23 protein-coding genes are annotated in these 26961 nt (G+C 51.2%); 12 read left to right on the forward strand and 11 right to left on the reverse strand.

What is annotated here, in order from left to right:
- The first annotated feature begins 63 nt into the window (after window positions 1-63).
- Window positions 64-648 carry an Ail/Lom family outer membrane beta-barrel protein gene (locus HYQ67_RS01500; RefSeq protein ID WP_202300925.1) on the forward strand — a complete coding sequence of 195 codons (585 nt, stop codon included), beginning with the start codon at window positions 64-66 and terminating at the stop codon, window positions 646-648.
- Window positions 649-1043: 395 nt separating this feature from the next.
- Window positions 1044-1997, forward strand: a complete 954-nt coding sequence (locus tag HYQ67_RS01505) for an autotransporter domain-containing protein (protein ID WP_202300927.1) — start codon at window positions 1044-1046, stop codon at window positions 1995-1997.
- Window positions 1998-2087: 90 nt separating this feature from the next.
- On the opposite strand, the gene glgP is transcribed toward HYQ67_RS01505, so the two are convergent.
- The 3 genes from glgP to glgB all read right to left on the reverse strand — a co-directional run bounded on the left by glgP (window position 2088) and on the right by glgB (window position 8140).
- Window positions 2088-4535, reverse strand: a complete 2448-nt coding sequence (gene glgP / locus HYQ67_RS01510; RefSeq protein WP_202300929.1) for a glycogen phosphorylase — start codon at window positions 4533-4535, stop codon at window positions 2088-2090.
- Between the two features lie 16 nt (window positions 4536-4551).
- Window positions 4552-5835, reverse strand: coding sequence for a glucose-1-phosphate adenylyltransferase (glgC, locus tag HYQ67_RS01515; RefSeq protein WP_202300930.1), 1284 nt, complete (start codon window positions 5833-5835; stop codon window positions 4552-4554).
- Window positions 5836-5950: 115 nt separating this feature from the next.
- A complete protein-coding gene (glgB, locus tag HYQ67_RS01520; protein ID WP_202300931.1) occupies window positions 5951-8140 on the reverse strand; it encodes a 1,4-alpha-glucan branching enzyme in 2190 nt (729 codons plus the stop codon).
- 473 nt (window positions 8141-8613) lie between these two features.
- Here glgB and HYQ67_RS01525 point away from each other — a divergent pair, with 473 nt between their 5' ends.
- From HYQ67_RS01525 to HYQ67_RS01545, 5 genes are all read left to right on the forward strand, one after another.
- The gene (locus HYQ67_RS01525) at window positions 8614-8868 is read left to right on the forward strand and encodes a hypothetical protein (RefSeq protein ID WP_202300932.1); all 255 of its coding nucleotides are present in this window, start codon (window positions 8614-8616) and stop codon (window positions 8866-8868) included.
- 154 nt (window positions 8869-9022) lie between these two features.
- Window positions 9023-10279 carry a DUF2254 domain-containing protein gene (locus tag HYQ67_RS01530; RefSeq protein ID WP_202300933.1) on the forward strand — a complete coding sequence of 419 codons (1257 nt, stop codon included), beginning with the start codon at window positions 9023-9025 and terminating at the stop codon, window positions 10277-10279.
- A gap of 377 nt (window positions 10280-10656) precedes the next feature.
- Complete coding sequence (gene rpiB, locus HYQ67_RS01535) at window positions 10657-11127, forward strand: ribose 5-phosphate isomerase B (protein ID WP_202300934.1); 471 nt, start codon at window positions 10657-10659, stop codon at window positions 11125-11127.
- Window positions 11128-11207: 80 nt separating this feature from the next.
- Window positions 11208-12224, forward strand: coding sequence for a 4-hydroxythreonine-4-phosphate dehydrogenase PdxA (locus HYQ67_RS01540; RefSeq protein ID WP_202300935.1), 1017 nt, complete (start codon window positions 11208-11210; stop codon window positions 12222-12224).
- A gap of 70 nt (window positions 12225-12294) precedes the next feature.
- Window positions 12295-13146 (forward strand): sugar phosphate isomerase/epimerase family protein, encoded by an 852-nt coding sequence (locus HYQ67_RS01545; RefSeq protein ID WP_202300936.1) that lies wholly within the window; start codon window positions 12295-12297, stop codon window positions 13144-13146.
- 45 nt (window positions 13147-13191) lie between these two features.
- Here HYQ67_RS01545 and HYQ67_RS01550 read toward each other — a convergent pair whose 3' ends face one another.
- The 3 genes from HYQ67_RS01550 to HYQ67_RS01560 form a co-directional block, all read right to left on the reverse strand.
- Window positions 13192-14154 carry a sugar-binding transcriptional regulator gene (locus HYQ67_RS01550; protein ID WP_202300937.1) on the reverse strand — a complete coding sequence of 321 codons (963 nt, stop codon included), beginning with the start codon at window positions 14152-14154 and terminating at the stop codon, window positions 13192-13194.
- Between the two features lie 90 nt (window positions 14155-14244).
- Window positions 14245-15030, reverse strand: coding sequence for a triose-phosphate isomerase (locus tag HYQ67_RS01555; RefSeq protein ID WP_202300939.1), 786 nt, complete (start codon window positions 15028-15030; stop codon window positions 14245-14247).
- 12 nt (window positions 15031-15042) lie between these two features.
- On the reverse strand, window positions 15043-16758 hold the full coding sequence (locus HYQ67_RS01560; protein WP_202300940.1) for a dihydroxyacetone kinase family protein: 1716 nt from the start codon (window positions 16756-16758) through the stop codon (window positions 15043-15045).
- A gap of 374 nt (window positions 16759-17132) precedes the next feature.
- Between HYQ67_RS01560 and tal the strand changes: the two genes are divergently transcribed.
- Genes tal through HYQ67_RS01580 form a run of 4 tightly spaced genes read left to right on the forward strand, consistent with a single transcriptional unit; the run spans window position 17133 to window position 21088 of the window.
- The gene (tal, locus tag HYQ67_RS01565) at window positions 17133-18107 is read left to right on the forward strand and encodes a transaldolase (protein ID WP_202300941.1); all 975 of its coding nucleotides are present in this window, start codon (window positions 17133-17135) and stop codon (window positions 18105-18107) included.
- A 35-nt stretch (window positions 18108-18142) separates the two neighbouring features.
- The gene (locus tag HYQ67_RS01570) at window positions 18143-18559 is read left to right on the forward strand and encodes a tripartite tricarboxylate transporter TctB family protein (protein ID WP_202300942.1); all 417 of its coding nucleotides are present in this window, start codon (window positions 18143-18145) and stop codon (window positions 18557-18559) included.
- An 11-nt stretch (window positions 18560-18570) separates the two neighbouring features.
- Entirely contained in the window at window positions 18571-20097 is a 1527-nt protein-coding gene (locus tag HYQ67_RS01575; protein ID WP_202300943.1) for a tripartite tricarboxylate transporter permease, read from the forward strand.
- Between the two features lie 4 nt (window positions 20098-20101).
- Window positions 20102-21088: a Bug family tripartite tricarboxylate transporter substrate binding protein gene (locus tag HYQ67_RS01580; RefSeq protein WP_202300944.1), complete on the forward strand. Its 987-nt coding sequence runs from the start codon at window positions 20102-20104 to the stop codon at window positions 21086-21088.
- A gap of 249 nt (window positions 21089-21337) precedes the next feature.
- Here HYQ67_RS01580 and HYQ67_RS01585 read toward each other — a convergent pair whose 3' ends face one another.
- Complete coding sequence (locus HYQ67_RS01585) at window positions 21338-21676, reverse strand: carboxymuconolactone decarboxylase family protein (protein ID WP_202300945.1); 339 nt, start codon at window positions 21674-21676, stop codon at window positions 21338-21340.
- A gap of 10 nt (window positions 21677-21686) precedes the next feature.
- Entirely contained in the window at window positions 21687-22163 is a 477-nt protein-coding gene (locus HYQ67_RS01590) for a DM13 domain-containing protein (protein WP_202300946.1), read from the reverse strand.
- 155 nt (window positions 22164-22318) lie between these two features.
- Here HYQ67_RS01590 and HYQ67_RS01595 point away from each other — a divergent pair, with 155 nt between their 5' ends.
- Window positions 22319-22930, forward strand: a complete 612-nt coding sequence (locus HYQ67_RS01595; protein ID WP_202300947.1) for a TetR/AcrR family transcriptional regulator — start codon at window positions 22319-22321, stop codon at window positions 22928-22930.
- 49 nt (window positions 22931-22979) lie between these two features.
- On the opposite strand, the gene HYQ67_RS01600 is transcribed toward HYQ67_RS01595, so the two are convergent.
- The 3 genes from HYQ67_RS01600 to HYQ67_RS01610 form a co-directional block, all read right to left on the reverse strand.
- On the reverse strand, window positions 22980-24530 hold the full coding sequence (locus tag HYQ67_RS01600; RefSeq protein WP_202300948.1) for a methyl-accepting chemotaxis protein: 1551 nt from the start codon (window positions 24528-24530) through the stop codon (window positions 22980-22982).
- A gap of 268 nt (window positions 24531-24798) precedes the next feature.
- Window positions 24799-25668, reverse strand: coding sequence for a LysR family transcriptional regulator (locus HYQ67_RS01605; protein ID WP_202300950.1), 870 nt, complete (start codon window positions 25666-25668; stop codon window positions 24799-24801).
- 63 nt (window positions 25669-25731) lie between these two features.
- A complete protein-coding gene (locus tag HYQ67_RS01610; protein ID WP_202300952.1) occupies window positions 25732-26727 on the reverse strand; it encodes a LysR family transcriptional regulator in 996 nt (331 codons plus the stop codon).
- Window positions 26728-26961: the final 234 nt, after the last annotated feature.

Here is a 26961-nt window from a genome sequence, read left to right on the forward strand (position 1 = left end):
GGGAATGTTGAATTTATTCATGGGCAGAGGCGATCTGCTCACAACTACTAAAAGGAAAGAGTAATGAAAAAAACAATCGTAGCAGCATTGGTCGTGGCGGGAAGTTTGCTGACGTTTCAGAACGCGATGGCAGATAGCCAGACCGTAAGCGTGGGCTGGGCGCACAGCGATGCCGAAAATTTGAATGATCTGGACGGTGTCAATGTTCAGTACCGCTACGAATGGAATTCACCGGTCAGCCTCGTAACGTCCTTCACCTATATGAGCGGCAGCGATGATGATTCCTGGCGCGACGTCTGGGGCAATTCGAACAAGCAAAATGTGGAGACTAAATATTACTCCCTGCTGGCCGGGCCTGCTTACCGCATCAATGAATACGTCAGCCTCTACGGGCTGATTGGGGCGGCTTACACCAAAGCGGACGTCGACTATAAGTGGCGAAGCAGCGTCGCGGCAAATGAGGCTGACGGCCATAAAACCATTCATGGCTCTGATAACTCCACGAACTTTGCCTATGCCGTGGGTGTGAGCATTAACCCGATGGAAAATCTGGCCATCTATCTAGGTTACGAAGGATCCAGCGCAGATATTTACGACGACAGCGTTTCCATCGACGGCTTTAACCTCGGCGTGGGCTACCGCTTCTAGTTCCGCTTTCGCACGCTCCGTAAGGAGCGTCATACTGATGACAAACCCAAAGCGAATGCACTTCGCAAAGATCTCACCGAATAAATAACAAGGAAAATCAATTTATTGATTTTCGCCTGCTTATCACAAAGAAGGAAAAACCACGTTTTTTCCTTCTTTGTCAGTAATCTAACGCTCCGCAAGGAGCGTCATATTAATGACAAATCTAAAGCGAATGCACCGGGCAGCGGTGGCCCCACCACCTGTTAGCAGGACTCGAATAAACACCATATTAAACAGCAGAACATGAGTTTACCCGGCTCGCCACACGAACAATCCTCCCTCTTTCTCTACGGCAGCTTCCCTGCTCTATAGTTAACACACCATTTCTGAATTAGCCGAGGCTGCGACATACGATGACTGCCGCATTTTCCTCTTCCCTGACCTTATTGTTCGCATCGCTGACCTTAAGCCCGCTGAGTTTTGCCGCCGACGGACACAGAATTAAGCAGCGGGCTGATGCGGTGCTGACGTTGATGAGCTACATGGTATTCCCTGATGTGACGGCCAGCGATCTGAACATCGGAACCGGCACCGGTGAAACCAATGAACTCACCATGACCCAGTTTGGCGGCGGAGCAACAATGAGCGACACCTTCCCTGTCTATCTGGAGGGTGCGCTAGGCTATAGCCGCTACGATCCACAGTTTGTTATCAGTAATGGCGCAGAAACGCGGCGTATCCCCACGAGATGGAACAGCCTTACCGCAACAGGCGGAATCGGCTGGGATTTTCATCTCTATCGCGACAGCCGGGGAGGAAACCTGGTCTTGCGCCCTATCGCTAACGTCATGCTGGGAACAATGGCCAGCGATATTCGGATAGGTGCCTGGGCTATTGAGCGTCGTACTAACGCAGATTATGATTTTCTCAATGGCGGCAGGCTCAATGCCTGGGGTCTTGGGGGGTCGCTGATGCTTGACTATGAGCTCATCTCAAAACCGCAGGATATTGATATTGAGCTGCGTTATTCCTCGATGAACTTGCAGACCTTTGCTAATACCTCTCGTGCCGTCGATGGGCATGCGGAGGCGCAGAATCTCGGCATTTATCTGCGTCGTAGAGCGCCCGTCTCAGACTGGACGCTTTTGCAAAGCCCCGTACGATATGTGCTCGAAGGTGCACATACAGAATATCTCGGCGATCAGCGTGGCAGGCTAGGATTCGATAGCCTGAGCTCGGTGGGTTTAGGGCTGGAACTTGATAGCAGCAAATACCCAGTATTCATAACGAGAACTCGCCTGGTGGCGCGGTATATGTTCGGAAATAATACCAGCGGCTACGGAGTGGGTTTAGCGATGAGTTTTTAGACGGCAAATAAATCGTTTTGCTGCATTAAATGAAGGTTAAAAGCCAGCCCAGGAAGCCCCGGGCAGGCTTTGTGATGACAACCAGCAAAACTACAGGTTAGTTTTCTCTATGTGCCAGATTTTTTCTGCGTAGTCCCGGATAGTCCTGTCAGAAGAAAAATAGCCCATATTGGCAATATTAAGCAGCGCCATGGTATTCCACGCCTGCTGGTTGCTATATAGCGCATCCACCCTGCCCTGACATTCTACATAGCTACGATAATCCGCCAGCAGCTGATAGTGGTCACCAAAATTGATCAGCGAATCCACCAGATCACGATACCTTCCCGGTTCGTCCGGGTTGAAGGCACCCGTGCCAATCTGCGTCAGCACCTGATGCAGCTCTTCATCCTGTTCATAATATTCACGCGGATTGTAGCCGTTTCGCCGTAACGTCTCGACCTGCTGCGCGGTATTGCCAAAGATAAAGATATTCTCCTCTCCGACATGTTCCCGCATCTCCACGTTGGCCCCATCCAGGGTGCCGATGGTCAAGGCTCCGTTAAGAGCAAACTTCATATTACTCGTACCTGAAGCTTCGGTGCCCGCCAGAGAGATCTGCTCGGAAAGATCCGCCGCCGGAATAATCAGCTGGGCAAGACTGACGCTGTAGTTGGGAATAAACACTATCTTCAGTTTGTCGCCGGTCTGAGGATCGTTGTTGATGACCTTAGCGACGTCATTAATCAGGTGGATGATATGTTTTGCCGCATAGTAAGCCGACGCGGCTTTGCCGGCGAAAATCACCACGCGCGGCGTCCATTCAGCCTGCGGCTCAGCTTTTATCCGGTTATAGCGGCCAATCACCTGCATCACATTCATTAACTGCCGCTTGTATTCATGGATACGTTTAATCTGCACGTCAAACAGCGCGTGCGGATTCACCACCACGTTCAGTTCCCGGGCGATATAGTCGGCCAGGCGCTGCTTATTCGCCAGTTTGGCTTTCGACACTTCCTGAAGCACTAAGGGATGGTCACTGTACTCTTTCATATCGCTCAGCTGGCTCAAATCAGTACGCCAGGTTTTGCCAATATAATGATCTAACACACCGGAAAGAGGCCGGTTAGCGAGGGCCAGCCAGCGTCGCGGGGTGACGCCGTTAGTGACATTGATGAAACGCCGGGGGAAGATTTTCGCGAAATCTGCAAACAACGACTCCACCATCAGCTGTGAGTGCAGTTCGGAAACGCCGTTGACCTTATGGCTGGCGACTACGGCAAGCCAGGCCATGCGCACCTGACGGCCATTGGATTCATCGATAATGGAGGTGCGGCTCAGCAACCCCAAATCGTCGGGATACTGCTCCTGCAGCGTTTTAAGGAAGTAGTCATTTATCTCGAAGATAATCTGCAAATGGCGCGGCAGAATTTTCCCCAGCATAACGACCGGCCAGGTTTCCAGCGCCTCACTCATCAACGTGTGATTGGTGTAGGAGAAGACCTGGCAGGCTATCTCAAAGGCGCTCTCCCAGCTGAACTTGTGCACATCAATCAGCAGGCGCATAAACTCCGGAATCGACAGCACCGGATGCGTGTCGTTCAGGTGAATAGCGACTTTCTCCGCCAGGTTGTCGTAGGTTTGATAGACCTGATAGTGACGAGCCAGAATATCCTGTACCGTCGCAGAAACGAGGAAATACTCCTGGCGCAGACGCAGTTCACGACCGCAATAAGTTGAGTCGTCCGGGTACAGCACTCGGGAGACGTTTTCCGAATGGTTCTTGTCTTCAACGGCGGCGAAGTAATCCCCCTGGTTAAATTTGCCCAGGTTGATTTCACTGCTGGCCTGAGCACTCCACAGACGCAGCGTATTCATCGCATCCGTATCGTAGCCGGGGATGATCTGATCGAAAGCCACAGCGATTATCTCTTCGGTTTCCAGCCAGCGGGTCTTCTTACCTTCCAGCTGAATGCGCCCGCCAAACTGAACCGCATAGCGAGTTTTATGCCGTTCAAACTCCCACGGGTTACCGTACTCCAGCCAGTAGTCAGGGGATTCCATCTGCTTACCGTCAACAATGTTCTGTTTAAACATCCCATAGTCATAGCGGATACCATAGCCGCGTCCGGGCAGGCCCTGTGTTGCCAGCGAGTCAAGAAAACAGGCCGCCAGGCGGCCAAGGCCACCGTTACCAAGACCCGGATCGTTCTCCTCCCCGATAAGCTCCTCCAGCTCCATGCCCATCTCTGCCAGCGCCGCTTTAACATCGTCATAAATGCCCAGCGACAGCAAAGCATTGGACAGGGTGCGGCCAATCAAAAACTCCATCGACAGGTAATAGACCTGCCGGCCTTCCTGAGAGATCCTCGCCCGATGCGCTTTCAACCAGCGTTCCACCAGCCGGTCGCGGACGGCGAACAGCGTGGCGTTGAGCCACTCATGTTTATTAGCCAGCGCCGGATCTTTACCAAGCGTAAACATTAGCTTATAGGCAATGGCATGTTTCAGTGCCTCTTCGCTCAGCTCAGGGGAGCGATAACTTACACGTGGTTCCATTTTTCTTTCTTCCAGATTATTGTTCAAGATTATCCAGCATCTCTTTTGTGACCAGCACAATACCCTCTTCCGAGCGATAAAAGCGTCTGGCGTCCTCTACGGCATTTTCACCAATGACCGTACCTTCCGGGATGGTGCATCCTCGATCGATAACACAGCGTCTTATGCGACACGAACGGCCGATCCAGACTCCGGGTAATAAAACTGACGAATCAATATTGCAAAAAGAATTAACCCGCACGTTGGAAAATAAAATGGTCTGCACAACAACCGACCCTGAAATAATACAGCCGCCAGAGACCAGTGAATTCATAGTCAATCCGTGACTGCCCGTTCTGTCCTGCACAAATTTGGCGCTGGGCAGCGATTCCATATAAGTCCGAATAGGCCAGTTTTTGTCGTAAATATCAAGATCCGGCAACACTGAAGCCAAATCAAGATTTGCCTTCCAGTAGGCCTCCAGCGTGCCGACGTCTCGCCAGTACGGCTCTGCTTTATTATCAGACTGGACGCAGGAGCGCGGGAAAGGATGGGCGAAAGCTTTTCCGCAGGCCATAATTTTGGGGATGATATCTTTACCAAAATCGTGGCTTGAACTCTCGTCACGGTCGTCCTCTTCCAGTAACTGATAAAGGTACTCAGCATTAAAAATGTAAATTCCCATGCTGGCTAACGATTTAGTCTCATCAGCCGGCATGGTGGGAGGATTCGCTGGTTTTTCAACAAAATCAATAATTTTATCATTTTCGTCAATGGCCATAACGCCAAAGGCTGCGGCCTCTTCCACCGGCACCGGCAGGCACGCCACGGTGCACTGCGCGCCTTTCTCGACGTGATCGAGCAGCATGCGGGAATAGTCCTGCTTATAGATGTGATCCCCGGCCAGAATAACGACAAACTCTGCATCGTATTGCCGGATGATATCCAGATTTTGCGTCACCGCATCCGCCGTTCCGCGATACCAGTTTTCATCATGGCCGCGCTGCTGAGCGGGCAATAAATCAACGAACTCATTCATCTCTTCATTAAAGAATGACCACCCCCGCTGAATATGTTGAACCAGCGAGTGGGATTGATATTGTGTAATGACCCCAATACGGCGAATGCCTGAGTTAATACAATTCGACAGCGCAAAGTCGATAATTCTAAATTTTCCGCCAAAATGTACCGCGGGCTTTGCACGTGACGCTGTCAGATCCTTTAAGCGAGTCCCGCGCCCTCCGGCGAGTATCAGGGCAACCGATTTAAGAGGTAGCTGACGCGACAACATTAACTTGTCATGATTTTCAGGTTTATTCATAATCTGATCCTGCCATAAAATTAAAGCCATAATATAGAGGTTAAATTTATATTGACGCGGGCAATAAACATTCCATTTATCACCTGTGAAAATAATCGTTCATTAATACGTGTTATTAATCTTCAGGCTCCCGTATCAACCAAATAGTTGCCAGTGGTGGTAATGTAAGACAAACAGAATGCTCCCGGTCGTGGCTGGCAATCGGGCTGCTCTCGACCTTACCGCTATTACCCATATTGCTGCCGTGATAGTGCTGCGAATCGGTATTCAATATTTCCCGCCAGCACCCCGGCTGGTTGATACCAAATCGATAACCTTCGCGTGGCTGAGGCGTGAAGTTACTGGCGACAATAATTTCATTGCCGGCTTTATCGCGGCGGACAAAAACAAAAACCGACTGCTGGCGGTCGTCCACGACCAGCCACTCAAAGCCATAAGGGTCAAAATCCAGCTCGTGGAGCGCCCTATGGTGGCGATAGGCATGGTTGAGATCGCGCACCATTCGCTGAACGCCGTGATGCCAGTTATCTTCCCCTTCCAGCAAAGACCAGTCGAGGCTGAAATCGTGGTTCCATTCACACCCCTGAGCGAATTCGTTTCCCATGAACAGGAGCTTTTTGCCCGGAAAGGCAAACATCCAGCCGTAATAGGCGCGCAGGGTGGCAAACTTTTGCCACGTGTCACCGGGCATCCGGTTAAGAATCGATTTTTTCCCGTGGACGACTTCATCGTGTGACAGCGGCAACACGAAGTTCTCGTTGTAGTGGTAAAGCATACCGAAGGTCATCTTGTCATGATGCTCCCCGCGGTGCTCCGGACTTAGCGCCATGTAATCGAGCGTGTCGTGCATCCAGCCGAGGTTCCATTTGAACCAGAAACCGAGGCCGCCCGTCTGTGCGGGACGGGATACCCCGCCGAAATCGGACGACTCTTCTGCCATGGTGACAGCGCCGGGCGTCTGTTCACCCAGCACACGGTTAGTATTACGGAGAAATTCAATCGCTTCGAGATTCTCCCGCCCGCCGTGCTGATTGGCGATCCACTCCCCCTCTTTACGACTGTAATCCCGAAAAATCATCGAGGTCACCGCATCAACCCGCAGGGCGTCGATGCCGAAGCGCTCAATCCAGTACAGCGCGTTGCCCACCAGGAAATTGCTCACTTCACGGCGACCATAATTGTAAATAAGGGTACTCCAGTCCTGATGAAACCCTTCGCGTGGGTCGCTATGTTCATACAGCGAGGTGCCATCAAAGGATGCCAGAGCGAAATCATCCGTCGGGAAATGGCCCGGCACCCAGTCCAGAATGACGTTCAGGCCAGCGGCGTGTACGGCATCCAGAAAATAACGGAAATCTTCCCTGGTACCATAGCGACGCGTTGGCGCATAAAGCCCGGTTGGCTGGTAGCCCCAGCTGCCGTCAAACGGATATTCACCGATCGGCATCAGTTCCAGATGGGTAAATCCCATCTCTTTGGCGTAGGGCACCAGCTGATTAGCCAGATCGCGATAGCTTAGCCAGTCGTTATTTTCAGGATTGCGGCGCCATGAGCCGAGATGCACTTCATAAATTGAAATCGGCGCATCGAACTGGTTGGCCTGTTTGCGCGCCAGAGGCTGTTCAACTTTGTCCGGCAAACCGCAGATAAGCGAAGCGCTTTCCGGCCGCATTTGTGCTTCAAATGCGTAAGGATCGGCCTTCACGCGCAGATTGTCGTGGGCGTCAATCAGCTCAAATTTGTACAGCTGGCCGTACAGCGTGCCGGGAATAAACAGCTCCCAGATACCAGATTCCTGACGCAGACGCATGGGGTGACGGCGGCCATCCCAACAGTTGAACTGGCCGACGACGCTGACGCGCCGGGCATTGGGTGCCCAGACGGAAAAACGAGTCCCGACGACGCCGTCCAAAGTGTCCTGGTGGGCACCCAGTTTTTCATAAGGACGCAGATGGGTTCCTTCCGACAACAGCCACGAGTCCAGCTCCTGCAATAGCGGAGCAAACCGATAGGGATCGTCAAGCAGCTGCTGCTGTTCATGCCAGCTGACGAGGAGTTGGTAGCGAAAAGGTTTTTTACGACGAGGTAGCAAGCCGCTGAAGAATCCACGCGAATCAGAACATGCGAGTCTGGTCACCTTGCGCGTCGTTTTCGCATCAATGACCCAGACCTCGGTCGCGTCAGGAAACAGAGCGCGCACCTCCAGTCCGGCACCAGTGCTGTGCATCCCCAAAACGGAGAAAGGATCAAAAAGCTGCCCGGTGAACAGCGCTGAAATCACATTTGCATCAATAGAGTCAGACATGTCGCCCCCTGCTGTCGTCTATCAGAAAGAACTACTGCACCTCTTTCTGTCCTTTGACTTTGTAATACTCAGGCACGTTGCTATTCATTCTTACCCTTGTGCCTCAAGACATGTCGGTCGTTCACAAATCAAATAGCCTGTCGTGCTCAGTCAATGCCTTTATTCCTCCGTTAACTTTTTTGTTACATACATTCCAGAATAATTACTCCTGAAAATCATTCTGTGAGTGATCCCTCGTTTTTTAAGATCGTGGGAGAATAGAGTTCCTCACTTTAAATTTTAAATTCATCTTTTTAACAAATTTACGTGACACGTTCGTTATCCCTGTGGTTATATTTTTGCACGCTTATTTTTATTTTTTTAAATTACAAATGGTGATAAGTGAAAGTAGCTATTCAGAGCATTCTTACAGAAAGAAAATAACGAGAACACTAGTCTAAAAGTGATAGTAGTTAATTGCACAAGGAATTAATATGAGTGATACAGAAAAGAAAACCAAAAAAGAATATGTCGGTGATGTGGTTTCACAGCTGAAAGAGATTCGCCACTACGCCGAAACCAATACTGAACGTCTGTCCGCTCACTGGCTGGCATTTGATACAGGCGAATATGCGGATAAAGCGTTCGCGGGTAAGGTCAGTGAACTTCTGAACATGCAGGGCAAGCTGCATGATGAACTTGAGCTACTGTTGCAGGACATGGAAATATTTATCAATCAGGAAGATTAATCAATACCGCTTCTGTTAATGCCTTTTATTGATATTAAAATGCCACAAAATAATAACGTTGCCCCCCTCACGGTTATCTTAACCGTGGCAACGTTATGCTATACATGATTTTTGCTCTACACTGGAATGCTTCAATGATAAAGGAATAGATGGCATGTCAAAGTGGCAGTGGTTGCTCAGTCAATTAACACGCAAATTATGGTTCCGCGCCTGTCTGTTCGCCGTACTGGCCGTCCTTTCCGCACTGATTTCTATTGTCTTAAAACCTTATATTCCACCTCACATAGGTGGGATCGTAGGTGCCGATGCGGTCGATAATATCCTCAACATCCTTGCTTCAAGTATGCTGGCCGTAACCACCTTCTCATTAAGTATCATGGTGTCGGCATACGGTGCGGCGACGACAAGCGTGACGCCACGCGCAACACGTCTGGTCATTGAAGACCGTACGACACAAAACGTGCTCGCCACCTTTATCGGCTCGTTTCTCTTTAGCCTGGTTGGCATCATCGCCAGAAGTATGGGGGCCTATGGCGAACAGGGCCGCGTCGTTTTATTTATCGTCACGCTGATTGTCATTGGGTTAATTATTATCACCCTGCTTGCCTGGATCCAGCATCTGTCACTGCTGGGCCGGGTCGGAGAAACCACCTCCCGGGTCGAATTGGTCACGCGCCTCTCATTAGAAACTCGTGTCGAGGTGCCTTATATGGGGGCAAATCCCTGGCCTGCAGAAGCTCAGCCGCCGATAAATGCGATAGCCGTTTACCCGGATGAGATCGGTTATGTACAGAATATTGACCTGCACAGCCTTAACGCCTACGCCGAAAGCATCAACGGTGAACTTTATTTACACTGCCAGGCGGGGGCGTTCGTCCACACAGCACAGCCAATAATTTGGTTAACGTCGTCAGAGGGTGAAATTGATAGCGCTGAAGTTCTGAGCAACATCATTATTAGCGCAGAGCGTTCATTCGACCAGGACCCTCGCTTTGGCTTTTCCGTATTAGCCGAGATTGCATCCCGTGCTTTGTCGCCGGCCGTCAATGACCCCGGAACCGCTATAGATGTCATTGGGCGCGCAGTAAGGTTACTGGCACTGTGGGAAGAAAAAACCGAAGAGCCGGAGAGACGCTATCCCCGGTGCTATGTCAGGCCGATAAAAACTGCAGATTTATTCGATGACATTTTCAACCCTATCGCCCGGGATGGTGCCGCTCTCGTTGAAGTGCAGCTGCGCCTGTTAAAGGCCCTGCAGGCCCTGAATAAGATCAACAGAGCAGCCTTTGCGGCAGATACCAGACGCTATATTTCCCTCATCGCACAGCTGTCTGAAACGGCTATGGTTTCGCCGCAGGATAAGGCCAAAATAAGCAGCTGGGTCAAACAGTATGTGCTGCACGATGAGTAAGTTAATCCAGTTTTAAAGCGTCTGCTTTATGTGACTCTTCTCCCCTTGATGCAGGCCTGCTTATAACAATAAGCAGGCTTTTTGCTTTCCGCATACTTCCCTTCCCCCACGATGACCTCGCACCAACCAAAAGAACCCAAACAGAACATTTGTTACACCCCCTTCTGGCCTGATTAAATGTGATACAGCTCAAAACATCGCCACCAAACCGTCTGTAAGGCGCAAAAAGGCTTTTATGTCGTCTTCATTCTTGTTAAACAATGTATCAAATGCTCGTTAATGGAACTTATGCTCATCACTGCCAGCGTCCACCACATTCGCCGGCGCAGCGCTTAAACCGGCGTTGAAGAAATGAGCAATAATCAGAGGTGAACTTAATGAAGATCGCAATTGGTGCCGATGACGCGGCCACTGAACTAAAAGAGCTGGTGAAAAAACACCTGGAAGAACGGGGGCTTGAAGTGGGCGACTTTAGTCATGATATGGCTGAACCCCGCCTTATCTATCCAGACATTGCGTTTAATCTGGCAACCGCTATTCGCGAGGGAAAGTTTGCTCGCGGCATATTGCTGTGCGGCACCGGCATTGGGATGGCAATTGTCGCTAATAAAGTCGCAGGCATTCGCGCAGCGCAATGCCACGATAGCTACTCCGCCGAGCGCGCCCGGAAAAGCAACAATGCGCAAATTATGACGCTTGGTGCTCGGGTGATCGGCCACCAGCTTGCCCTGACGATAATTGATACCTGGCTTGCAGCCGAATATGAAATTGGCCGCTCTACCCGCAACGTAGAGCGAATCGATTACTACGACGCAATGACGCATTCAGCCTCTCAGGACGACAAATAAAGGGGGCATTCATGCAAACCCCGGCACACCTGCCCGGCGAATGTCACGTCGCGCATCTGTTAATAAAGTGAGGAATGGTTATGACAGTACCCGTAATTGCGCTGGTTCTTGGCGATCCTGCAGGCGTAGGCCCGGAGTTGGTGGCTAAAGTCCTGTCGCAGCAAGCGTTCCGCGCACAGGCAAACATTATTATCGTGGCCGATCGTAAGGAAGTTCAAACAGGGATGGATATCGCCGAACGGACTTTCCCCTACCGGGAGATAAGCCACACGACAGAAGTCGATTTTACGGATGACGAAATCCTGCTTTTGCACCACAGCGGTAGCCATCCTTCCGCCATCGAACACGGTAAAGCGACGCCGCAAAGTGGCGTCTATATTCTTGAGACTTTGCGAAAAGCGCTGGATCTGACGCAGCAGGGCATCGCCGATGCCCTCTGTTTTGCGCCGTTAAATAAAGAAGCCATGCACCTGGGCGGCCTTGAATTCAGCGACGAACTGCACTGGTTTAAGCATCAATTAAACTGGGACAAATTCTGCTGTGAAGTCAACGTAGTCGATGACGTCTGGGCCGGGCGGGCCACCTCCCACATTCCGTTTCGTGATATCGTCGACAATCTGACCACCGATGGCATCCTGGCGACGGTGGAACTGATGCACCAGACTTTGTTGCAGGCAGGATACGAAGAGCCACGCATTGCCGTACAGGCGCTAAATCCGCACGGGGGCGAAAATGGTCTCTTTGGGGATGAAGAACAGACGATTATCAAACCGGCCATTGAACTGGCCAGAGCCAAAGGGCTTGCGGTGTTTGGTCCCTACCCTGGTGACACGACCTGGAAAGCAATGCAGGCGGAGAAGCTCAATGCCGTGGTGGCGATGTACCACGACCAGTTCTCTACGGCGCTAAAAATGCTGAGCTTCGATCGCGGCGTCACCATTCAGGCAGGATTACCGGTGCCGATTGCTACCGCGAATCACGGCACAGCCTATAACCTGTATGGCAAGAACGCAGCCTCCCCGACTGCCTTCGAACAGGCGTTTCTGCTGACGGTACGGATGGCAAAAGGTCATCACCGTCAGTCCACCAGCCAGTAGCATGCCGGCCTGTGCGCAGCCGTGAAACCGGCTGCGCTTCAGCAAGCCGCTGCCGCTCAGGAGTCACCCTATGCATTCACTTATTGTTGGCGTTAATACCGCCATGTTCGATGGTATCGATGCTGATATTGCTTTTCGCACTATCAAGGAAGCGGGTTTTCACTATGTTGAGCTGGCCTACAACCAGGGCTACGTAGGCAATATCACTCGGGAAATGTTCAGCGATAGTCATGCCGCACGCATCACCTCACTGCTTGAAAAATATCAGCTGAACAGCCACACGCTGGGCTCAACCATGGATCTCGGCGCGCCGGATGCCGTTGAACAGTTCCGCTGGCGTATAGAATTTGCCAGCAACATTGGCGCGACCTATCTGGCCGTCTGTATCGGCCGCCGGGCGGATCGCGACAGGATTGTCAGCAACCTGCGTGAACTGGCCCCGGTCGCTCAGGCGCACGGCTGTGTGATATGTATCGAGAATGGCGGCGATCCAAACTACAACCTCTTCAGCGTGGCTGATGACGGTTTTGCTCTACTGGAGGCTATCGACCATCCCGCAGTGGCATTTAATATCGACGCGGGGAATATTGTCTCGCTCTGCCCGGAGGTCGATGCCATTGCAGAAACCATTAAAATGATCCCAGCAGCCAGGCACTGCCATATTAAAGATGTGCTGCGCAAAGAAGAGGGGTATTTTTTCCCGGCGATTGGCGCGGGTGAACTCGATTATCCTCCGCTGTTAAGGGAGCTGGCGCTGAATAATGTGCCGTGCAGCCTTGAAATCCCACTGCGGATGCACCGCCAGCGCGATACCTATCCTCTTCGTCAGGCGCAGCCGGTCGACCCGGCGCAGAGTCTGCAAGTGCTGATTGAGTCACGCGAGACTATTGAAGGCTGGCTGGGTAGAAAGTTAATCTGCTGATGGCGCGCGAGCGATGGGCCGGAGCCGACTTCGGCCCCGGAACACTCATTGCGTCATGCTGAGGATGGTGCGGATATTTCTGGCGCTGGTGGCAATAATATCAATCACGCCGGTACGAAGCGCGCCCATGATGGCCACGGCTTTAGTACTCTCCGAGGCTATCGCGATAACGCAGGGAATGTTACGTAACTCTTCAACGCTCAGGCCAATCACCCGGCTATCCATCATGGTGTTCACATGCTCCCCTTTGGCATTGAAGAAATCATATCCGGCGATATCGCCAATGACCCCCTGATTCATACTCGCGGCATTGATCTCCTGCGGCGTAAACCAGCCAAGCTGAACCATATAGCTGTCTTCATTCATATCGCCGATGCCTACCAGCGCGATATCGGCCTTGCGCGCCCGATCCAGCGTCTGCTTCACGGTGCCCGTTTTCAGCAGCGCTTCTTTTAACTCACTGTCCTCGACGTAGGCCGGGGCGTAGAGCGATTCGCTGGTGCCACCAAATTTTTTTGCCAGCAGCCGGCTGATATGGTCGGCATTAATGACGTCTCCAGGGCGATGCGTGCCACCAATGCCGCAAATAAAGCGGCAGTCGCGCTGCTGGATAGTCCCGCTGGCCTCGGCCACTGCGGCAACGTTTCTCCCCTGCCCAACGGCGACAACCGTATTATCTCGCAGGCTATTGGCGAGATAGCCGGAAACCAGCGTAGCAACCTGGCTGCGCTGTTCGTCTTCGTCAGGGTGATCCAGCGCAATCAGCGCGCGGGAGACAGGAAAACGTTCCAGCATTTGCTGTTCGAGGCGGGTACTGAAAACGGGATGATAACGAACGTTGATCTCAACGATACCGGCTTCTTTTGCTCGCTTCAGCAGGCGGCCAACCTTGATACGCGAAAAACCAAATTTATTGGCTATCTCTTCCTGCGTAACTTCTTCGCAATAATAGGCTACTGCAATTTCTGTCAGTAATTCATAATCTTGCGCAGTACTGGCTCTTTCCATAAAACATTCACCTCATGCGATGTGTATGATTTGCGAACAAAAAATTATTCACCAGTATATCATCCAGAGGATGAGCCGACTCAGGTGAATTTATCCGGGATTGCTCTCGGGGCCATATAACAGCTCAATGGCCTCTTCGAGTACGGCCTGGAAACCGCTCGTGCAGTGCACAAAGCGGCCAAGAAACAGGCCATCTACGTCAGGCCACAGCTGGCTCAGCAACCCTGGCCCCGCGCTGCCACCATAAATCACCCGTGTCGGCATGAGATAGTTCTGGTGCAGATGAGCGCGTAAATTGCGGCAAACGGTGCGGATATAATGCGTATCGGCGCAGGCGTCAGCCCCAATTGCCCACTGGGGTTCCCAGGCAAAAATGAGCGGTGAGCGGTGGCCTTCAGGCAGCCGATCCAGCAGCTCGCAGGCCTGGCGGATCGCTTCCGCCGTTGCAACCTTACCGCTTAGCGGCTGGCTTTCACCGATACAAATAACAGGTATGAGCCGGTGCTCAATGGCCCGAAGCACCTTCTGCTCTATAACATCCACGCTCTCATGGAAATGGTTTCGCCGCTCGGCGTGACCAATCTCGGCGTAGCGGCACCCCATTTCGCTAACCATGGCCGCGCTGCTTTCGCCGGTCCATGCTCCAGGGGGATGGGCTGAAATATTTTGTGCCCCAACCCCCATTGCCGTCCCGCTGAAAGCCTGCACCGCACGGGCTAACGCCGGCATCGCAGGGAAAGTAAAAAGCGAAAGACCTGCGCTGTACCGTTGGTAATAAGGTTGGCTCAGCACCCCGGCAATGTGTTCGCACCAGATCTGTGTCTGCCATGAACCGAGATACGTTTTGTGGCTAACGCCCAGTGTCAGTCGACTCACCCGCCGCCTCCTCTATTGCCGGGAGATCCAGTTTTCATGAACGCTGCGAACGATCATCGCCAGGGAAACCGCGCCAGGATCGGGCGTACCAAGGCTGCGCTCCGCAAGCGGTCTTGCGCGGCCAACTTTCGGCACCAGTTCCGCAGTCTGGTCGGCGTGTTGTTGCGCGACCAGGGAAGCAATCCCCCATGCTTCTACAAAGGATTTTCCTCGGCTCACTTCACCGTTCAGTGATTCACTGAAGGGCAGCAGAACATCGACCAGGGTTTTATCCCCAGGCTTAGCTTTACCGAAATGCATCACGGCTTCGGTGGCGCTTGCCACCGCCTGGGCCATGCGGTGGCTGTCAGGCCGCTCCGTGTTGCCAAGCGCCGTACCAATGGTATTGAGGATCACCCCCCAGATGGCGCCAGAGGTTCCGCCGGCCTTATCCGCCCAGGCGTCAGCGGCAAACTGCAATACCGTCCCGGCCCCGGCGCCACGGCTCCAGGCGTTACAGGCGGATTCATAGGCGGCACTGGCCCCGCGAGCCATACCGATACCGTGATCGCCGTCTCCTGCGATGGCATCGAGCGCGCCCAGCTTTTCCTCATTAAGGAGGATGACCTGCACTAACGCCTCCAGGCTGGCCATCGCCTGGCCGGCAACGTGGCATGAAACTTCGCTGCCGCGAGGGATCTGAACCTGCGCTTTCTCCTGCAATACTTCAGCCGCTAAAGGCAGGCTGGCCTCCGAGGTGCCAACGCGAAACGCGGGTGCCCACGCGGGGGCTTTCCACAGGCCTTCCAGCTCCTCATCGAACCAGACGAGGGTCACTGACAGCCCGGCCATATCCAGGCTGGTCACAAACTCGCCGACTATCACGTCATGGATTGCCAGCTGCTGCTGGTCAAGGAGGGGCTGGAGGCTATGCCAGAAGACAAACAGCTCTTCATATTTTACCGATCCGAGGCCGTTGACGATAACGCCCACCCCTGCATCATCCTGCGTGGGACGACTCTCAAGGATCGCACCCAGCATCATTTTTGCCATATCTTCCGCAGAAGGGACGGGGAATTCGGTAATTCCTGGCTCCCCGTGGATCCCCATACCAAAGCCTAACTGCCCGCCGGGCAAAGAGAACAGCGGCTGTTCAGCACCGGGCATAGTGCATCCCGCGAACGAGACGCCAACGGTACGGGTCCGGCTGTTTGCCTCTTCAGCCAGAGCCAGAACCTGGGTCAGAGAGTCCCCCCGCTCCGCCGCCGCGGCGGCGATCTTAATGACCGCCAGGCCGCCTGCCACACCACGACGCTTGTGGCTCTCTTCCGGGCCTGCGCTGGCAACATCGTCCGTAATCGCGAGGGTTTCGCAGGGGATACCTTCCGCACGCAGACGCTCGCGGGCCAGGCCAAAATGCAGCACGTCTCCGGCATAGTTACCGAAGACCAGCAGCACGCCAGCACCATTGTTTGCCGCTCTGGCCACCGAACAAATTTGTTGGGCCGAAGGCGAGGCAAACATGTTTCCCATCGCGGCACCGTGTGCCAGCCCCTGCCCGACAAGGCCGGCAAAAGCGGGGTAATGTCCGGAGCCCCCGCCGATAACTATCGCTACGGTATTAGGTTTGCTGTGTGTATTACGAACGACGCCGCCGGTCACCTGGCGCACCAGCGTGGCGTTAGCGGCCACAAAACCGGAAACCATCTCTTTGGCAAAATCTGCAGGTCGGTTAAAAAGCCATGTCATTTTATGCTCTCCTGATCGCATATTCATTCTGCCTGTCCCAGAGCTGCGAAAGACTCTGCGGCGGGGAGTGTGCAGAGCCGACCTTAACAGCTCCCCCTCATCCCTCAATGAACAAATATCATTAGTGTGAACAATTGCACAGTTTATAAAACGTACAGCCAAAAAATGCTGCCCTCCAACAAAAGTGGCTGTATAAGCAGAATACGTCATCACATCCCTGGTTGTTTACGCGCTCAGAAAGATGTTTTTGTCATACAAACACCTGTTCTAATGAACGATACCATCTCAAATGTATAAGTACTGATGACGAAGCAGTGAACAACACCAGCAACCGGGCCGTATAAACCATCTTTGATGAAAGTGAGGGGAAACTGATGAGTATTCTGAACAAACTAAAAACGATGACGACGGTCGTTGCCGACAGCGGGGACATCGCCGCCATTGAGCAGTATTCACCAGAAGACGTGACAACCAACCCCTCCCTGTTGTTGAAAGCGCTCAATCAACCTCTGTATGCCCCGCTGATCAAAGAGGCTATACGCTATGCACAGCAGCAGGGAGGTTCGGCACAAACGCAAATTATCAATGCCTGCGATAAGCTCGCCGTCAACGTGGGGGCTGAGCTGGTCAGGCGGGTTCCGGGAAAAATCTCTACCGAAGTCGACGCGCGGCTTTCCTGGGATAAAGGGTTGTGCGTGGCCAAAGCGAGAAAACTGATTCGGCTGTATGAGCTTCAGGGCATCGACCGTTCAAGGGTGTTGATCAAGCTGGCCTCGACCTGGCAGGGGATTAAAGCGGCTGAAGAGCTCAGGGCAGAAGGCATCGCTTGCAATATGACACTGCTGTTCTCATTTGCCCAGGCCCGAGCCTGTGCCGAAGCGGGAGTCTGGCTCATCTCACCTTTCGTAGGCCGCATTCTGGACTGGCACCAGCAGCACCAGCCCGAAGGCATCCAGCCGGACGCTGACGACCCAGGAGTGCAATCGGTCAAAGAGATTTATGACTGGTACAAGCACCATCGCTACAGCACCATTGTCATGGGGGCAAGTTTCCGGAATACATCGCAGATTATCGCGCTGGCGGGCTGCGACCGGCTGACAATATCGCCTCACTTACTTGAAGCGTTAGACCAGATGCATGGCGAAGTCCCACAGCGTCTGAAACCACCGGTCGAAGGTGCCATCCCCCCTTCTCCGCTCACCGAATCAGAATTTTACTGGCAACATCATCAAAACCCGATGGCAGTGGACAAGCTGGCTGAGGGCATTCGCCTGTTTGCCCTCGATCAGGAAAAACTGGAAGCACTGTTAAAACATCAAATGCAGCCTGTGCAGGCACAGATATATTGAGCCTGGCGCCCTTCACTTTGAATACAGGAAATAAGATGAGGTTACATTATATTATTCCGGTGCTATTTAGCGTGCTGGCGCTGGTGTGGATTTATACTGCCATTGAACTTTATGGTTTATGGGATGAAGGCCCGGCCGGTGGCTTTATGCCGACCATTGCGGCTTCTGTATTACTGATATTCAGCATCATGTCATTATGTAAAACAGAACATTCTATTATCAGTCACCACATCGCTGAATTAACACCCGTGGCCATTGTTATTGCCATGCTTGGCATTACGCAGCTAACCGGCATGATCCCGGCAATAATGATTGTCCTGCTCGGCTGGGTGAAATATATCGCCGATTATAGCTGGCGTAAATCGATATCCATCTCGGCGGGCGTCACGCTAACGATCTGGCTGATTTTTTCGCAATGGCTGAACGTTCCCTTTCCAACGGGTTTAGTATAACCGGAGGTAATATGGCAGATATACTTTCATCCTTAGGCTTAGGGTTTTTAGTCGCCTTACAGCCCTTCAACCTGTTAATGGCCTTTCTTGGTGCCGGCATGGGTCTGGTCGTGGGGGCCATGCCGGGCATCGGTTCATTAGCCGGCGTGGCTTTGTTATTACCCTTAACGTTTAAGCTCGACCCAAACGCCGGCATTATCATGCTGGCTGCGCTCTATTACGCGAATATGTACGGCGGCTCCTTCAGCGCGATTTTACTCAATATTCCCGGCGACGCGCCTGCCGTCATGACCGCGATTGACGGCCATAAGCTGACGAAAAAGGGCAAAGCGGGTAAAGCGCTGCTGACCGCAATTACCGCTTCCTTTATTGGCGGCACCATCGGCATCTGCATCCTGACCTTCCTTGGGCTGGGACTCGCCTCTGTCGGCCTGCATTTTGGCCCGGCGGAAATGACGATGATCATTCTGCTGGCGCTGACCTCGATAGGCTGGATCCTCGGCGATAACCCGGTTAAGGGGCTGGTGACAACGGGGTTGGGATTATTACTGGCCACCATCGGTGTCGATCTCTCAACGGGCGCTCCCCGGTATGCGCTGGGTATCCCGGAAATAATGAGTGGCGTTAACTTTATCCCGTTAGTAATTGGCATTTTCGGCTTCTCGCAGGTCCTGCTGCTGATGCGTGAACTGAGGATCAAACCTTCAGACACCCCCGCACCTAAAGCGGAAAAAATCACCATCAAAGAGAGTTTGCTCAGCAAACAAGAGCTGGGCGAAGTGATCCCAACAGCGGCGAAATCAGGCCTGTTCGGGACGTTTATTGGCGTGCTGCCCGGCGCGGGCGCTACCATGGCCAGCTTTATCGCTTACCTTATTGAAAAGAAAACCAATCGCCGCCGCGGGGCCGAAATGGGCCAGGGCACGCTCGTCGGCGTTGCTGCGCCTGAGGCGGGTAACAACGCTGCGGCCGTTGGCGCGTTCGCTCCGCTGCTGTCACTGGGCATTCCAGGTTCGGGCACCACCGCCGTCTTAATGGGTGGCCTGATGATGTGGGGGCTGCGCCCCGGGCCGCTGCTGTTTACCGAAAGCCCGGAATTCACCTGGGGCCTCATCGCCTCAATGTATGTCGGTAACGTGATGTGCGTCATCGTCGCTATCTTAATTATTCCATTTATTATCCGCATCCTGTATGTCCCGAAGAAAATTATTATTCCGGTCATCTCGATGATTTGTATCGTGGGGGCTTATAGCGTTGGTAACAATATGTTTGATGTTGCTCTGATGCTGGCTGCCGGTATTCTCGGCTACTACCTGACGCTCTACTCTTACCCTATTGCACCTCTGCTATTAGCTTTTGTACTGGCACCCATTCTTGAAAAATCCATGAACGCGGCGTTCGAAATATCCGGCGGCGACCCCAGCATCTTTATTTATAGTCCTATTGCCGCCTCTTTCCTGGCCGTTACCGTACTGATTTGTTTAGTTCCACTCTTTAAGAAACTTTTCGCCCTACGTAAAAATACCTCTCAGGAGTGACATAATGAAAATGAAACGCTTAACTACCCTGCAAACTCTATTGCCTTCAACATTGGTTATCTTAATGGCACTGCCGGCAGCAGCCCAGGCCTGGCAACCCGATGGCGATATCGATCTTATTGTGCCCTCTTCCCCTGGCGGAGGCAGTGATTTAAACGCCCGAACGATTGCCGATATTGCCCGTAAAGAAAAGCTCGTCCCCGATGGCATCAAAGTCATTAACAAGCCAGGCGGTTCCGGCGCGGTTTCTTTCTCTTACGTGAACAGTAAAAAAGGTAACGATGAAACGCTGATGATCCTGCACAGCGGCCAGGATTTAGGCTCCTACGTCCTGAACTGGGCGGTGAAAGGCAAAGATCTGACCTATCTTGGCACGGTCGCCTACGACGATTTAATGATCTGCGCCGTTGCCGGTTCCGAATACACCGACATTAAAAAGGTGATTGAGGCCAGTAAAACCAAACGCATCACCTACGGCGGCGCGCAAAAGGGCAATGGCGACCACCTCTCGTATTTGATGCTGAACAACAGTACCGGGTCGAAGTTTAAATACGTCATGTTCAACAGCGCCGGTGAAGTCACCTCAGCCATGCTCGGGGGGCATGTGAATATCGGTATTTTCAACCCCAGCGAATGTATTGCGCAGGCAAGAGCCGGGAAGTTTGTTCCGCTGGCGACCTTCTCAAGCCAGCGTTTAACCGGCGAGTTCTCTGAGGTGCCAACCTTCCAGGAGCTGGGATACCCGAATCTGGTCATTCGTGAAGCCCGCGCCATCGCCGGGCCACCGAAAATGTCGGCCAATGCGGTGAAGTTCTATGAAAAAATGCTTAAAGATGTCACCAGCACCCCGCAATGGCAAAATGAGTACATTGCGAAAAACTTCCTTACGCCGGTTTTCCTTGGTGCCAAAGAGACGCGTGACTACTTCGTAAAAGCCTCCCCGGAAGCGGCGGAACAGATCAAAAAAGATGAGCTGAGCAAGAAAAAATAGGCTTCTTCTCTGCCAGGAGATCTGCAATAAAAAGCCTGCTTAAGTCTCCTTAAGCAGGCTTCAGACTGATGACAAACCTGAACCGAATGGAATTCGAAAAGATCTCACCGAATAAATAACAAGGAAAATCAATTCATTGATTTTCGCCTGCTTCTCACAAAGAAGGAAAAACCACGCTTTTTCCTTCTTTGTTAGCAATCTAAAGCCTGCTTAAGTCTCTTTAAGCAGGCTTTATTGTCTCATTCTCATTTACTTTCTCGTCTGAGAAACGGCGTCCATAACTTTTCCTGAGAACACAACCGCAGCGCCGGCGTTCATATACACGGCAACATTCAGCGCCTCGGCTATCTCTTCGTCAGTCGCCCCGGCCTTCACCGCGGCATCCGCATGAATCGCAATACAGCCTTCACAACGGGTCGTCACGGCACAGGCCAGCGCAATCAGCTCACGTACCTTTTTACCGAGCAAATCCGTACGCTCACTACAGCGCTCAATGGTTCTTACGCCAATCATCGTATTCGGCGTCAGCTTACCCAGCGTTGAGACAGAGTTGAATGTCTCCTGGCGAAAATGATTCCAGTCTTTCATCTCTGCTTCCTTATTTGAATTTAGCTGAACCAATAAACTGTTCAAAACGCTCACACCAGATCTGCACGGTGGTGTACTCATCAAGGTTTACCCCGTTGGGTAAGCTCTTTTTAAAATTCCCGAAGTTTTTGAGATCGCCGATATAGAGCGAGTCATCTTTAATATCCAGGAAAGACTGGCGATCGTCCGCCTGCGTTTTGCTCAGGTAAATCTTGTAATCAGGCCCGGGGGCCACACTCCCCTCAAAGGCGATATCGGTATCCGTGACGTAAAGTTTGCCGTCAACCCAATGCACGGCGTTGCTGCCTTTCTGGTTTTTATCGAATAACCCCGTATAGCGCGCCGCGTCCTTAACCTGCTGTATCTCTACGGTACTGGCATCACTTTCGGCGGTCAGCACCGGCAGAATATAGATCCCTACACCAATCCCCACGCCAAACAGCGCAAGGTGCGAGGCCAACAAAATGACTTTGGTGATTTTTTTCATTTCCGTCTCCTTTACAACAATCAGCACATAAATTCTTTAGCGAACACTAAAATATATAATTCATTTGCTACCTGTAATCAAATATTATTTGAGCGATCGCTAAATTAACTGCTATTATGCGCTGACGATTATGTGAATCCAGAATGGTTAACATCATGACTATTAAGAAGAAAGCGGGAAGACCCCGGCTGGTTTCGGAAGATATCCTTGCCGAGGCGCTGTTTCAGATTTTCGCCTGTAAAGGCTATGCAAACACTTCCATTAATGATTTAACGCTGGCAACAGGTATGAAGCCTGCCTCGCTGTATCTTGCTTATGGCAATAAGCCGGGTATGTACGCCGCCGCGATGGAGTACTACCGTAAAACCTGGCTTTCGGGACTGGTTGAGATACTCAGCGATGAGCGGATCCCCTTCGAGCAACGCATGCGGAAATTCCTGCACGCTGCCTTTGAGCTGTTTAGCTGCGACGGCAAGCCCGCGGGCTGCATGATGACGTTCTCAGCGCTTGCCTTCCAGAACGATAAAGAAGGTTTGGCGGGTCAACTCAGCAATGAGCGTCAGGCATTCACTGAATGGATGGAAAAGGAGGCTGAAAAGGCTCAGCAGGCCGGGGAATTACCTGCTGATATTACGCCGCAAGAGTTTGCCTGTTTTGTTGTCACGCTGGAAAAAGGGCTGGCTCTTGGCGCGCTCGACAAACCAGTACCTGAGGTTATCTCAGCAATGATCGATCGGGTTATGACGCGAATGTTTGCAAAAATTTGAAGGGATTTGGGCTGACGGCAGCGAAAACCACCGCCGTCAGCCTGTCGCTTTACGCTCGTTCTAATCTGAATACCTGCACAACTTCGCGCAAATACTGTGCCTGCTCATTAAGGGAAGCGGCGGCGGCCAGAGACTCCTCCACCAGGCTCGAGTTTTGCTGGGTCGTGGTATCAATCATGCTGATCGCCGTGTTGATCTGCACGATACCATCGGTTTGTTCCTGGCTGGCCAGTTTGATTTCGCCCAAAATGCCGTCCATCTTGCCAACGTTTTCAATCATCTCTGCCATTTGCTGATTAGCCGCTTCCACCATCTCCATACCTTCCCCCGTCTGGGAGGTTGAATCCTGAATCAGGCTGCGGATCTCATTTGCTGAGGAAGCACTTTTTTGTGCCAGCTGGCGCACTTCACCGGCAACAACGGCGAACCCACGCCCATTCTCACCGGCTCTGGCGGCTTCGACTGCCGCATTGAGCGCAAGGATATTGGTCTGGAACGCAATGGAATCGATAAGGTTAATAATGTCGGACATCCGCAAAGAAGTGGCATTCATCATGCGCATCTTCTCGGTCACCTGCGACATCATCTGGCCGTTCTGACTGACCACGTCTGCCGCATCGGCTGAGAGGTTGGTCGCCATAGCCGTATGATCGTAAGTATTTTTTACCGTTGAGGTGATCTGCTCCATCGTGGCGGCAGTCTCTTCTACAGAGCTGGCTTGTTTTTCGGTACGTTCAGCCAAATCCTCATTGCCCGCGACAATTTGCGCAGCGGCGCTGGAGATATTTTCAGAACCTTTCTGCACCTCACGGACGATATCATGCAAGCGGGTCTTCATTCCCATCAGTGCGCTAAGCAGGATGCCAGTTTCATCGCGATGGTGGGTTTCTACGTTCCGGCTCAAATCCCCCTCGGCAATCACCCTGGCGAATTCAACCGCCTGACCTAATGGTTGGGTAATAGACTTGATGATAAACCAGCCCAGAATTGCCGCAGCACCAACGCTCACCAGGTTAGTCAAAATGATCCACATGCGGTTAGTGAGATAACCTTCTTCCACTTCTTCGCCGGCGGCGGTCATTTTGCTGTTCTGAATGGCGATCAGCTCCTGCACTTTCGCTTCGTATTTTGCCTGCACTTTCAGGGTGGTAGTCATTAATTCGTCAAGTGCGGCCGTCCGGTCATTTTGCTGCATGGCTTTCAGAATACGAAAACGAGAGTCCAGATACTCTTTACGTACGGAGAGAAACTCATCGAGTACGCGCTGAGACGCTTGATCATGCAGATTCTTATGGAGATCGTTGTAGAGCTTTGTTATCTCTGCACTGATGGCCAGCAGACGCTTTTCAGAAGAGGCCTGGAACGTGCCTTTGACATCAAGCAGCATCAGTTGCTGGATGTTGGTGAAATCCTGAAAATAATCAATAAGCTGATTCGCTTTTACCGTGGTCGGGTAGTTTTTGTTGATCACTTCCTGAATGCCGTTGTTTGCCCGGTTCAAGCTCAGCAAAGAGAAGCTTGAGCTGCACAGGAGCAGCACGACAAAAAAGACAAAAGCGGCGGTCAGCTTCGTGCGGATTTTTACGTCCCGTAATGACATAGATATTCCCTCTGGTGATTGATAGTGACTCGTGACAACCATCACCCGATATGTTTCCTAAAAAGTAAAATTAACTACGATGTTCTGGAACATCTGCAAATATATCGGCACCAGTGACAGTAACTTTATTTAAAATATGAAAATTTAATAAGTCATTATACTTTAGGAGGATGAAGGTAGACCTCTGATGAAACACACAGACAAAAACCCGCGGGGCATGACCAGCAGGCATTTTATAGCATTAAAATACACAGCAATTAATTAACAATTAATTCACACTGACACCTGTAAAGGCAGAGGCTAGCGCAAGTCTCTTCACCTGGTCTTTCATCGCACGGTTATAATGCAGGTAGCAATCAAACGTCATGGACATTCCCTCAGGTAATGTCACCGCCTTAATTTTGTAATACTGACTCAGGGTCTCGATAAAAACCTTCGGCATCAGCATAATGAAATCGCTGCGGGCGCAAACGTAGGCCATTGACAACAAATTGACGCTCTCGTAACGAATTCTTCTTTTGGTAAATACGGGGGCTGATAAATCCATGCCCTCTACCATTTCGGTGAGATTGTCCGGATCCCAGAACCAGCGCAAATGTCCACATTTGAACCACTCTTCCATCGTCAGACTATCGTCGATAAATGTGTGGTTCTGGCTGGCCATCACACACATTTCAGATTGTAACAACCTGCAGGATATAATGGAGGAGTCGGTGGGTAGCCTGGATCCAATATCCAAATCAATCGTTCTGTTTCTGAGATTTCTTATCCTCTCCTCGGGTGAATAGGCAAGGCTATTAAAGCGTAACAATGTAGATTCATTACTTGCAGAGGTGTTATGGATATAATTCGCCAGGATAACTTCGACAACCGTAGGCGTTGAAATGATCAGTTCCTTTTTAGCCACGCTCAGTGTTTGCAGCTCCTGGAATTTTTTCTGAAGCTTGAGCGCCAGCTTTGTAGGTTTAAAACCATTGTCCCTGGTAAATAAAGGATCATCATAGAATTCCCGGGCCTGCTTGAGGGTATAGCTAATCACCGAGCAGGAAATTTTCAATACTCGGGCAGCTTTAGTGGCCGTTTTATGTTCAATTAAAGCATCAATCACTCTAAGTTGTTTAATATTTATAGCATCCATAACATGACATCCAGATCTGTTGCGCTGTATATTTTATAAAAATCCCGATAGTGATAACTATTTTTATTGCAGCTCAGCCGTCATCTGGCCACTTAGTTTGTCACGTAGGTTTTTCTCGTCGAAATAAATCACACCATCCTCACGAATAAAGTAGGCTTCGGCATACTTATTAAAATCCGCGATAATAGTGTCTACTTTTGCCATCATCGCCGGGTCTTCAGAAAGCTGGGAGTGAAAATGCATATAGCAGTCATACTTCAGCTCTAACTCTGGTGGCGTAGCAATGGATTTGACAGGAAAAGTTTCCAGCGTTAAAGGGATATAAAAATCAGGGATCAGCATCATGCAGTCATTTGTTGCACAAAAAAGAACCATGTTAATGTTGCTGCTGGAGTGAATAACGACATTTCGATTTTCAATATGCTTCAGCGCATGACTGGATTTGGTGACGTTATCGCAGTAGTAATCAATCTGAGATGACCACACTGCGTGCTTTGCAGCATACCAGTCATCGAGAGTGATCTGCTTGCCCACAAACTTACTTTTATCACTCACCAGAAGAGAAGCTTTGCAGGAAAAAAGTTTTACCTGGTAAATAAGCGGGTCGGGAGGGAGCTTACTCCCCACATCCATATTAATAACGTTGCTTTTTAAATCACTTAACCGTTTCTCCGTATCAGACAGATAAGGAACAAAAACATGGCGAAGCTCTTGATAGTCGTATGTTTCGTTAAGGATTTTATCCGCAACCAACATCTCCATAAACGAAATGGTGCGCAGAAAGAAAATATTTCGGCTGTTGTTGTCCTGCCCTGGTTCCTGCGAGGATTCCGTATACTTCTGATACCGCTGGCTTAACTCCAGAGCAAGCGTGTCCGGCTGCATACCCGAGCGGGTACGGATAAACAGGTGCTGTCCGCTAAGTTTACGGGCTTTATTCAGCGCATGACTGATCGCCCCTGGCGTCAGTCCTAATACCTGCGCAGTTTTCGTTACGCTGCCATTAGTGACGAGAAGGTGGATTATTCTGAGTAAATTTACATCAATTTCTTGCGTCATTGTGGATGCCCTTTAATTTTTTAACCGGCCCATCCTTGAGGGGTTAAAGACAGTTAAACCACAACCACACAAAATGTAAATAACTAGTTTCTAAATATCAAAACGCCAGAACAGCAGCACACGCAATAAGCTGAATAACCTGAAATTTAACAGTCTACCATTGCCCTGAATATAATATTTAATGTTTTAAAAAAGGCAAATATACCCTTGAATACTCTTCAAACTCTCAGCAGG

The sequence above is a fragment of the Dryocola clanedunensis subsp. sulfonylureivorans genome (genome assembly GCF_016756775.1).
GTDB lineage: Bacteria > Pseudomonadota > Gammaproteobacteria > Enterobacterales > Enterobacteriaceae > Dryocola > Dryocola clanedunensis.

Excerpts from the sequence above, each read along its gene's own strand:
- HYQ67_RS01500 (WP_202300925.1), top strand. The coding sequence starts at position 64 with ATGAAAAAAACAATCGTAGCAGCATTGGTCGTGGCGGGAAGTTTGCTG.
- HYQ67_RS01505 (WP_202300927.1), top strand. The coding sequence starts at position 1,044 with ATGACTGCCGCATTTTCCTCTTCCCTGACCTTATTGTTCGCATCGCTG.
- glgP (WP_202300929.1), bottom strand. The coding sequence starts at position 4,535 with ATGGAACCACGTGTAAGTTATCGCTCCCCTGAGCTGAGCGAAGAGGCA.
- glgC (WP_202300930.1), bottom strand. The coding sequence starts at position 5,835 with ATGAATAAACCTGAAAATCATGACAAGTTAATGTTGTCGCGTCAGCTA.
- glgB (WP_202300931.1), bottom strand. The coding sequence starts at position 8,140 with ATGTCTGACTCTATTGATGCAAATGTGATTTCAGCGCTGTTCACCGGG.
- HYQ67_RS01525 (WP_202300932.1), top strand. The coding sequence starts at position 8,614 with ATGAGTGATACAGAAAAGAAAACCAAAAAAGAATATGTCGGTGATGTG.
- HYQ67_RS01530 (WP_202300933.1), top strand. The coding sequence starts at position 9,023 with ATGTCAAAGTGGCAGTGGTTGCTCAGTCAATTAACACGCAAATTATGG.
- rpiB (WP_202300934.1), top strand. The coding sequence starts at position 10,657 with ATGAAGATCGCAATTGGTGCCGATGACGCGGCCACTGAACTAAAAGAG.
- HYQ67_RS01540 (WP_202300935.1), top strand. The coding sequence starts at position 11,208 with ATGACAGTACCCGTAATTGCGCTGGTTCTTGGCGATCCTGCAGGCGTA.
- HYQ67_RS01545 (WP_202300936.1), top strand. The coding sequence starts at position 12,295 with ATGCATTCACTTATTGTTGGCGTTAATACCGCCATGTTCGATGGTATC.
- HYQ67_RS01550 (WP_202300937.1), bottom strand. The coding sequence starts at position 14,154 with ATGGAAAGAGCCAGTACTGCGCAAGATTATGAATTACTGACAGAAATT.
- HYQ67_RS01560 (WP_202300940.1), bottom strand. The coding sequence starts at position 16,758 with ATGACATGGCTTTTTAACCGACCTGCAGATTTTGCCAAAGAGATGGTT.
- tal (WP_202300941.1), top strand. The coding sequence starts at position 17,133 with ATGAGTATTCTGAACAAACTAAAAACGATGACGACGGTCGTTGCCGAC.
- HYQ67_RS01570 (WP_202300942.1), top strand. The coding sequence starts at position 18,143 with ATGAGGTTACATTATATTATTCCGGTGCTATTTAGCGTGCTGGCGCTG.
- HYQ67_RS01575 (WP_202300943.1), top strand. The coding sequence starts at position 18,571 with ATGGCAGATATACTTTCATCCTTAGGCTTAGGGTTTTTAGTCGCCTTA.
- HYQ67_RS01580 (WP_202300944.1), top strand. The coding sequence starts at position 20,102 with ATGAAAATGAAACGCTTAACTACCCTGCAAACTCTATTGCCTTCAACA.
- HYQ67_RS01585 (WP_202300945.1), bottom strand. The coding sequence starts at position 21,676 with ATGAAAGACTGGAATCATTTTCGCCAGGAGACATTCAACTCTGTCTCA.
- HYQ67_RS01590 (WP_202300946.1), bottom strand. The coding sequence starts at position 22,163 with ATGAAAAAAATCACCAAAGTCATTTTGTTGGCCTCGCACCTTGCGCTG.
- HYQ67_RS01595 (WP_202300947.1), top strand. The coding sequence starts at position 22,319 with ATGACTATTAAGAAGAAAGCGGGAAGACCCCGGCTGGTTTCGGAAGAT.
- HYQ67_RS01600 (WP_202300948.1), bottom strand. The coding sequence starts at position 24,530 with ATGTCATTACGGGACGTAAAAATCCGCACGAAGCTGACCGCCGCTTTT.
- HYQ67_RS01605 (WP_202300950.1), bottom strand. The coding sequence starts at position 25,668 with ATGGATGCTATAAATATTAAACAACTTAGAGTGATTGATGCTTTAATT.
- HYQ67_RS01610 (WP_202300952.1), bottom strand. The coding sequence starts at position 26,727 with ATGACGCAAGAAATTGATGTAAATTTACTCAGAATAATCCACCTTCTC.